The organism is Stenotrophomonas sp. PS02298 (genome assembly GCF_029959445.1).
GTDB lineage: Bacteria > Pseudomonadota > Gammaproteobacteria > Xanthomonadales > Xanthomonadaceae > Stenotrophomonas.
Genome location: NZ_JASCOR010000176.1, coordinates 1 through 8318 on the forward strand (window position 1 = coordinate 1; position 8318 = coordinate 8318).

Consider the following 8318-nt stretch of genomic DNA (forward strand, 5'->3'; position numbering starts at 1 on the left):
GCTTCGCGGCTTACGCCGCTCCTACAAAAGCATAAAAAAAGAAGGCCGGGCATTGCCCGGCCATCTCTTGTTACTGGACTTCCAGCCCTTCCACCTTCTGCCAGCCCCGCGGCAGCAGATGCCCGCGCGTCGCCCGCGTTCCCAGATACGTCTCCAGGTCCTTGAACGACAGGTTCATGGTGCGCTGACCACTGCGTACCAGCAGGGTGTTGCCCGGACCAACCGCGACCACCGCCACCACGCGCTCGGTGGAGAGCTTGGCCTTGGGGATCTCGATGATCTTGTTGCCCTTGCCCTTGTCCAATTCGGGCAACTCGCTGGCCGGGATGGCGAGCATGTTGCCGGCGCTGGTGACCGCGACGATGCGGTCGGTTTCCGGGTTGGCGACAAGGGACGGGGTCAGCACTGCCGAACCAGCGGACAGGTTGAGCATCGCCTTGCCGGCCTTGTTGCGGCCGGTCAGGTTCTCGAAGCGGGTGACGAAGCCATAGCCGTGGGTGGACGCCAACACGAAGCGGGTGTTGTTGTCGCCGCTGGCCACGGTAACGAAGCTGCTGCCGGAGGCCGGCGAGAAACGGCCGGTCAGCGGCTCGCCGTTACCGCGTGCCGAAGGCAGGGTATGCACCGGCGTGGAATAGGCGCGGCCTTCGGTATCGAGGAAGGCGACCTGCTGCGTGCTTCGCGTGCGTGCCACCGCCAGCAGGCTGTCGCCGTCGCGGTAGTTCAGGGTCGAGCCATCGACATCGTGGCCCTTGGCTGCGCGTACCCAACCCTTCTCCGACAGCACCACGGTCATCGGCTCGCTGGGGACCAGCTCGGTCTCGTCGATGGCCTGGGCGGCACCGCGCTGCACCAGCGGCGAACGGCGATCGTCGCCGAACTTCTTGGCGTCGGCCAGCAGTTCGTCCTTGACCAGCTTCTTCAGCTTGGCGCTGCTCTGGAGGATCGACAGGATCTTGTCGCGTTCCTTGGCCAGCTCGTCCTGCTCGCCGCGGATTTTCATTTCTTCCAGGCGCGCAAGCTGCTTCAGCTTGGTTTCCAGGATGTACTCGGCCTGGTCTTCGCTCAGCGCGAAGCGTGCGATCAGCGCGGCCTTGGCATCGTCCTCGGTGCGGATGATGCGGATCACTTCGTCCAGGTTGAGGAAGGCAACCAGCAAGCCCTCCAACAGGTGCAGGCGACGCTCGACCTTCTGCAGGCGATGGTTGAGGCGGCGGGTGACCGTGTCCTGGCGGAAGCGCAGCCACTCGCTGAGCAGCATCTTCAGGTTCTTGACCTGCGGACGACCGTCCAGACCGATGACGTTGAGGTTGACGCGGTAGCTGCGCTCAAGGTCGGTGATGGCGAACAGGTGGCCCATCAGCTGCTCGGCGTCGACGCGGTTGGAGCGCGGCATCAACACCACGCGCACCGGGTTGGCGTGATCGGATTCGTCGCGGATGTCTTCCAGCCACGGCAGCTTCTTGGCACGCATCTGCGCGGCGATCTGCTCGATCACCTTGGACGGCGAGACCTGGTGCGGCAGCGCATCGATGACGATGTTGCTGCCTTCCTTCTTGAAGGTGGCGCGTGCACGTACGCTGCCGTTGCCGGTCTCGTAGATGTTCCGCAGGTCCGACGGCGAGGTGATGATCTCGGCGGTGGTCGGGTAGTCCGGGCCCTTCACGTGCTCGCAGAGCTCGGCGACGGTGGCGTCCGGCTCGTCGATCAGGCGCACCAGTGCGCTGACGATCTCATTGAGGTTGTGCGGCGGTACGTCGGTAGCCATGCCTACGGCGATGCCGGTGGTGCCGTTGAGCAGCAGGTGCGGCAAGCGTGCCGGCAGCCAGGTCGGCTCCTCCAGGGTACCGTCGAAGTTCGGGGTCCAGTCGGTAGTGCCCTGGCCCAGCTCGCCGAGCAGCACCTCGGCAATCGGGGTCAGCTTGGATTCGGTGTAACGCATGGCCGCGAACGACTTGGGGTCGTCGCTGGAGCCGAAGTTGCCCTGGCCCTCGATCAGCGGGTAGCGGAACGAGAACGGCTGCGCCATCAGCACCAATGCCTCGTAGCAGGCGCTGTCACCGTGCGGGTGGTACTTACCGATGACGTCACCGACGGTGCGGGCGGACTTCTTGGGCTTGGCCCCGGCACCCAGCCCCAGTTCACTCATCGAATAGACGATGCGGCGCTGCACTGGCTTGAGCCCGTCGCCGATGAAGGGCAGGGCGCGGTCCAGCACCACGTACATGGAGTAATCAAGATAGGCGCGTTCAGCGTATTCGCGCAGTGGCTGCTGTTCGAAGCCATGGTATGCGGGGCGTGCAGAATCAGTCATTGCGGGTGGGTGCTACCTGTTGTGCGCGGCCAAGGCGGGGACCGCCGGCTGCCTGATCCGACGATTATCCGGATGGCGGCGGAGATGCCAAGCCACGGACCGGATCGAGCCCGCCTTCCAGCCCCTGATCGGCCCGGCTCTGGTAGCGGCCGGGCGGCAGGCCGAAGTGGCGACGGAACACGATCACGAAGGCGCTGGGGCTGCTGAACCCCAGTGCGTGGGCGATGTCGGCCACGCCATGGCCGTCGTTGAGGCGGCGCAGCGCCTCGGCCAGCCGCGCCTGCTGCCGCCACTGGGCGAAACTCAAGGTGGTCTCATCGCGGAAGTGGCGGCTCAGGCTGCGCGGCGACAGGCCCGCCCACTGCGCCCATTGCGCAAGGCTGCGGTCGTCGGCCGGCTCGGCCAGCAGTTGCGAGGCGATTCGTAGCAGGCGGCGATCGGCCGGCATCGGCAGGTGCATGCGCTGGCGGGGCGCGTCCCGTATTTCGTCCAGCAATACGTCGAGCATGTGCTGCTGGCGAGGGGAGAGGGCCTGCTCCGGTGACCAGTCGCTGATCCGTTCGGCCAAGGCATTGAGCAGGCGGGAAATGCCGATCACGCAGGGATCGTCGGGTAAATCAACACAGATCGGGCTGGCCAGGGCCATGCCCCAGCCACGCAGCGGGCCGTCGATCACCACCGTATGCGGCTCGGCTGCGGGCATCCAGCCGCCCGAACCCGCCGGCAAGGACCAGATGCCGTGGCGGGTGCGGGTGGTCAGCAGGCCGCGCTCGACGCAGATCAGCTGTGCCCGCGCGTGCTGGTGCCAGTCCACCTCGCGGGCCAGGCCCTGTGGGCTGTCGAAGCGGAAGCCGAATACCGGAGGTCCGTCATCGCGCTCGAACCAGTCCAGTTCCTGGTCACGCAGCAGCGGGGCAGGCAGCTGCATGTCAAAGCCCTGCGGCGCCCGGCGTCGGACCGAAGAAAGGGTTGCGCCTGCGCTTGGCTCGATTTCGTCATTCATTGGCTGGATTGTATTACCGGGCCAATGGAGGAGCCATTACTGTGTCCTGGTCGGCCGCAGACACCAGTGGTGCAACACAGCATTTGATACCAAGTAGAATATTTCCATTGAGAAATATTCCAACTGGAAGGAAAATGCCCGCCCATGATCTGTGCCGACACCACCCAGCCCCCCAGCTTTGGCCTGTTGCTGCGGCAAGTCCGCGACGGCCTCGCCCGGCAGCTTGATGCCTCCATGGCCGAGGAAGAGCTCGGCCTTGGATTCAGCCACTACATCGGTCTGAAGACCTTGATGCACATGGCGCCCTGTACTGCCAACCAGCTTGCACGTGGCCTGGACCAGGTCCCCAGCGCGGTGACCCGTCTGCTGGACAAGTTCGAAGCGCTTGGTTGCGTGCGCCGCGAGACGCATGCGCAGGACCGTCGTGCATTGCAGATCGTGCTCACCGATGAAGGCCGTGCCCTGTGGCTGCGCTTGAAGCAGCGTGGCGACAAGGTGATGGAAGACGCCATGCGTGACCTGCAGGTGGAGGAGCGGGAGATGTTGATGTCCCTGCTGCTCCGTATACGTGACTCCTTGATGACCCCATGAAAACCATGTCCTCCCCCACATCCCTGGTTTCACCCGCCCGCGGCCTCCTGGCCGCGGCGCTGGTTCTTACGCTGGCCGCGTGCGCCAGCAGCCGTGGCCTGCAACCGCAGGGGCGGTTGTTGGATGCCGACAGCCTGCACAGCAGCCGCAGCTTGGCCGGTACCACGCTCAGTGCAGCGGGCTTTCCTGCCGCCGACTGGTGGCGTGCGCTCGCCGACCCGCAGTTGGATGCACTGGTCGACGAGGCGCTGCGCGGCTCGCCCTCGCTGGAGGCGGCCGACGCACGCCTGCGCCAGGCGCAGGCGCACGCTGCCAGCAGCAATGCCGAGCGCAAGCCCAGCCTGTCGTTGTCACCGGGCTATACCGGCATGCGCCTGCCCGAATCCATGGCCGGTGATGAAATCGGCGGCCATTACATGGGTAGCGTGCAGGCCGTGGCCAACTTCAGTTATGGCGTCGACCTGTGGGGCGGCAAGCGTGCCGCCTGGGAAGCCGCCGTCGACAGTGGCCACGCCGCTGCGGTGGATGCGCAGGCTGCGCGCCTGGACCTGGCCGCCGCCATCGTCCAGGGCTACGTGCAGCTGGCCCATGCAGGCCAACTGCAGCGTGTTGCCAATGACGAACTGGCGCGCGCCGAGAAGACCCTGCAGCTGACCCGTCAGCGTCGCGCCGCCGGTATCGACAGTGAGCTGCAGGTGCAGCAGGCGCAGGCACGGCTGCCAGCCGCGCAACAGCAGCAACTGGCCGCGCAGCAGCAGATCGATGTGTCGCGCAATGCGCTGGCCGCGCTGCTTGGCAAAGGACCGGACCGCGGCTTGGACATCAAGGTTCCGAATGAACTGAATCCGCTGGCCCTGCAGCTGCCAGGTGTAGTTCCCAGCGAACTGCTAGGCCGGCGTCCGGATATCGTTGCCGCGCGCTGGCGCGTGGAAGCGGCGGACAAGCAGGTCAAGGTTGCAAAGACCCGCTTCTACCCGAACCTGAACCTGACTGCCTTGGGCGGGGTGGTGTCCAAGGACCTGGGCAGCCTGCTGGAAAGCGGCTCCACCTTCGGTCTGCTGGCCCCTGCGCTGAGCCTGCCGATCTTCGATGGCGGTCGCCTGCGTGCCGGCCTTGCCAGCAGCGATGCCGACTATGACCTCGCCGTGGCCAACTACAACCACACCCTGGTGGAGGCCCTGCGCGACGTTGCCGACCAGGTCAACGCCAGCCGTTCGCTGGCCGAGCAGGTGCAGGCGCAGCAGCAGCTGCGTGGCATCGCGCAAACCGCATACGAGCTGGCGCAGCAGCGCTACCGCGCCGGTATCGGCAATTACCTTGATGTACTCAGCACCCAGGACCGCCTGCTGCAGGCCGACCAGGGGCTGAGCAACCTGCAATCACAGCAACTGCTGTCTTCGGTACGCCTGAGCACCGCCCTGGGCGGCGGCTTCCAGCCCACTGCCGACACGGCGCCGGCCGCTGCCGCCGGCAACGACATCACGCATTCCTGAGAGTCCCCCGAATGAGCCAGACAACCTCCCCCGATGCGGCAGTCGCCGCTCCCAGCCGTCGCGGCAAGCTGCTGCGCGGCCTGTTGTTCGTCATCCTGATCCTGCTGGCAGCGTTTGCCGCGTGGTACTACTTCCTGGGCCGCTGGGCCGAGGAAACCGACGACGCCTATGTCGGCGGCAACCAGGTGCAGATCACTCCGCAGATTACCGGCACCGTAGTGTCCATCGCCGCCGATGACGGCATGAAGGTGGAGCAGGGCCAGTTGCTGGTGCAACTGGACCCGGCCGATACCGAAGTGGCGATGCAGCAGGCGCAGGCCAACCTCGCCAGCACCGTGCGCCAGGTGCGCGGCCTGTACCGCAGTGCGGAAGGTGCGCAGGCGGAATTGAACGCGCGGATGGTGTCGGTGAAGCGTGCACGCGAAGACTTCGCCCGTCGCCGTGACCTCGCGGCCAGCGGTGCGATCTCCAATGAAGAGCTGGCCCACGCCCGTGACGAGCTGGCCGCTGCCGAAGCCGCCGTTGCCGGTTCGCGCGAGACCGTCGAGCGCAGCCGCGCGCTGATCGACGATACCGTCATCGCCACCCAGCCGGATGTGCAGGCGGCTGCGGCGCAGCTGCGCCAGGCCTATCTCAACAACGCCCGTGCCGGCATCGTTGCGCCGGTCACCGGTTATGTTGCGCGTCGTTCGGTGCAGGTTGGCCAGCGCGTGCAGCCGGGCGCGGCCTTGATGGCCGTGGTGCCGGCCGAGCAGATGTGGGTGGATGCGAACTTCAAGGAAACCCAGCTGCGGCATATGCGCCTGGGCCAGGAAGTGGAACTGCGCTCGGACCTGTACGGCGGTGACGTGACTTACAAGGGGCACATCAACAACCTCGGCCTGGGTACCGGTTCGGCGTTTTCGCTGCTGCCGGCGCAGAATGCCAGCGGCAACTGGATCAAGATCGTGCAGCGCGTGCCGGTGCGCATCGCCGTCGACGCCAAGCAGCTTGCCGAGCATCCGCTGCGCCTGGGCCTGTCGATGAAGGCCGAGGTCAACCTGCACGACCAGAAGGGCACGGTGCTGCCGGCCGATGCAGCCAAGGGCACGGTGTACGGCACGCAGGTCTACGCCAAGCAGCTGCACGATGCCGACGCGCTGATCCACAGCATCATCCAGGACAACCTGCCGCAGTCCGCGCGCGCCAGCTGAGGTCACCATGTCCGCTCAAGCTCCCACGGCGCCGGCCACGACGGTCGGCGCAGGGCCAGCCAATGTTGCGTTGTGCACGGCCGGCCTGGCGCTGGCCTCGTTCATGCAGGTGCTGGATACCACCATCGCCAATGTCTCGTTGCCGACGATCGCCGGCAACCTCGGCGCCAGTTCGCAGCAGGCGACCTGGGTCATCACCTCGTTCGCGGTCAGTACGGCGATTGCCTTGCCGCTGACGGGGTGGTTGAGCCGCCGCTTCGGTGAAGTGAAGCTCTTCATCTGGGCGACCATCGCGTTCTCGATCGCCTCGCTGTTGTGCGGCATCGCCCAGAGCATGGGCATGCTGGTGGTGTCGCGCGCGCTGCAGGGCTTCGTGGCCGGGCCGATGTACCCGATCACCCAGTCGCTGCTGGTGTCGATCTATCCACGGGAGAAGCGCGGGCAGGCTTTGGCCTTGCTGGCGATGATCACCGTGGTCGCGCCGATTGCCGGTCCCATCCTCGGTGGCTGGATCACCGACAACTACAGCTGGGAATGGATCTTCCTGATCAACGTACCGTTGGGCATCATCGCCGCGGCGATTGTCGGCAGCCAGCTGCGCCATCGCGTTGAAACCACCGAGCGGCCGAAGATGGATTACGTCGGCCTGGTCACCCTGGTGATCGGCGTCGGCTGCCTGCAGCTGATGCTGGACCTGGGCAACGAGGAAGACTGGTTCAACTCAACCAAGATCGTGGTGCTGACCTGTATTGCTGCGGTGATGCTGGCGGTTTTCGTGATCTGGGAGCTGACCGACAAGGACCCCATTGTTGACCTGAAGTTGCTGCGGCATCGCAACTTCCGCGCTGGCACCTTGGCGATGATTGTTGGTTACGCCGCGTTCTTCGCGGTGGCGCTGATGATCCCGCAGTGGTTGCAGCGCGACATGGGTTACACCGCGATCTGGGCCGGTCTGGCTACGGCGCCACTAGGCATCCTGCCGATCATGGTGGCGCCGGTGCTGGGCAAGTTCGGGCACAAGGTGGACATGCGCTATCTGGCGACGATTGCGTTCCTCGTATTGTCGATGACCAGCTTCATACGATCGGGCTTCAACCTGCAGGTCAATTTCGAGCACGTTGCTGGCGTGCAGTTGCTGATGGGTGTTGGTGTGGCGCTGTTCTTCATGCCGGTGCTGCAGATTCTGCTGTCCGACCTCGACGGCCGTGAGATTGCGGCTGGCTCCGGCCTGGCGACCTTCCTGCGGACCTTGGCGGGTAGCTTCGCGGCATCGCTTACCACGTGGTTCTGGGCGCGTCGGACTCAACAACATCATGCTGATCTGACCGAGCATGTGTCGCTGTACGATCCGGGCATGCATCAGCAGGTGACTGCGATGGGGCAGGGTGATCTGCAGCATGGTGCGGCGGTGCTCAACGAGATGATCAATCACCAGGCCTCGCAGATGGGCTTCAACGACATCTTCCTGCTGCTGGGTTGGGTGTTCCTGCTGATCATCGGCCTGGTGTGGCTGGCCAAGCCGCCGTTTGGTGCGGGCGCTGGTGCAGCGTCGGCAGGTGGCCATTAGCCCTGGTTGCTGTAGGAGCGGCGTAAGCCGCGAAGCCGACTGCAATGAAACTACAACGAAGCCCGCAATCCGATGGATTGCGGGCTTCGCTTTGTGTAGTGGGGGGGGGGCCGCGGGGGCGGGGGGTGGGCGGGGGACGCCCCCCCCCCCCCCGCCG

General features: G+C 65.6%; 6 protein-coding genes. 4 read left to right on the forward strand and 2 right to left on the reverse strand.

Annotated features, from left to right (window positions below; translation table 11 throughout):
• Window positions 1–70 precede the first annotated feature (70 nt).
• Complete coding sequence (gene parC / locus QMX78_RS18375; RefSeq protein WP_282272252.1) at window positions 71–2314, reverse strand: DNA topoisomerase IV subunit A; 2244 nt, start codon at window positions 2312–2314, stop codon at window positions 71–73.
• Between the two features lie 64 nt (window positions 2315–2378).
• Window positions 2379–3242: a helix-turn-helix transcriptional regulator gene (locus tag QMX78_RS18380; protein ID WP_282272253.1), complete on the reverse strand. Its 864-nt coding sequence runs from the start codon at window positions 3240–3242 to the stop codon at window positions 2379–2381.
• 219 nt (window positions 3243–3461) lie between these two features.
• On the opposite strand from QMX78_RS18380, the gene QMX78_RS18385 reads away from it, so the two are divergent.
• Genes QMX78_RS18385 through QMX78_RS18400 form a run of 4 tightly spaced genes read left to right on the forward strand, consistent with a single transcriptional unit; the run spans window position 3462 to window position 8161 of the window.
• Window positions 3462–3908 carry a MarR family transcriptional regulator gene (locus tag QMX78_RS18385; protein WP_282272256.1) on the forward strand — a complete coding sequence of 149 codons (447 nt, stop codon included), beginning with the start codon at window positions 3462–3464 and terminating at the stop codon, window positions 3906–3908.
• Window positions 3909–3913: 5 nt separating this feature from the next.
• On the forward strand, window positions 3914–5401 hold the full coding sequence (locus QMX78_RS18390) for an efflux transporter outer membrane subunit (protein ID WP_282272258.1): 1488 nt from the start codon (window positions 3914–3916) through the stop codon (window positions 5399–5401).
• An 11-nt stretch (window positions 5402–5412) separates the two neighbouring features.
• Window positions 5413–6594 (forward strand): efflux RND transporter periplasmic adaptor subunit, encoded by a 1182-nt coding sequence (locus QMX78_RS18395; protein WP_282272260.1) that lies wholly within the window; start codon window positions 5413–5415, stop codon window positions 6592–6594.
• Window positions 6595–6601: 7 nt separating this feature from the next.
• On the forward strand, window positions 6602–8161 hold the full coding sequence (locus tag QMX78_RS18400; protein WP_282272262.1) for a DHA2 family efflux MFS transporter permease subunit: 1560 nt from the start codon (window positions 6602–6604) through the stop codon (window positions 8159–8161).
• Window positions 8162–8318: the final 157 nt, after the last annotated feature.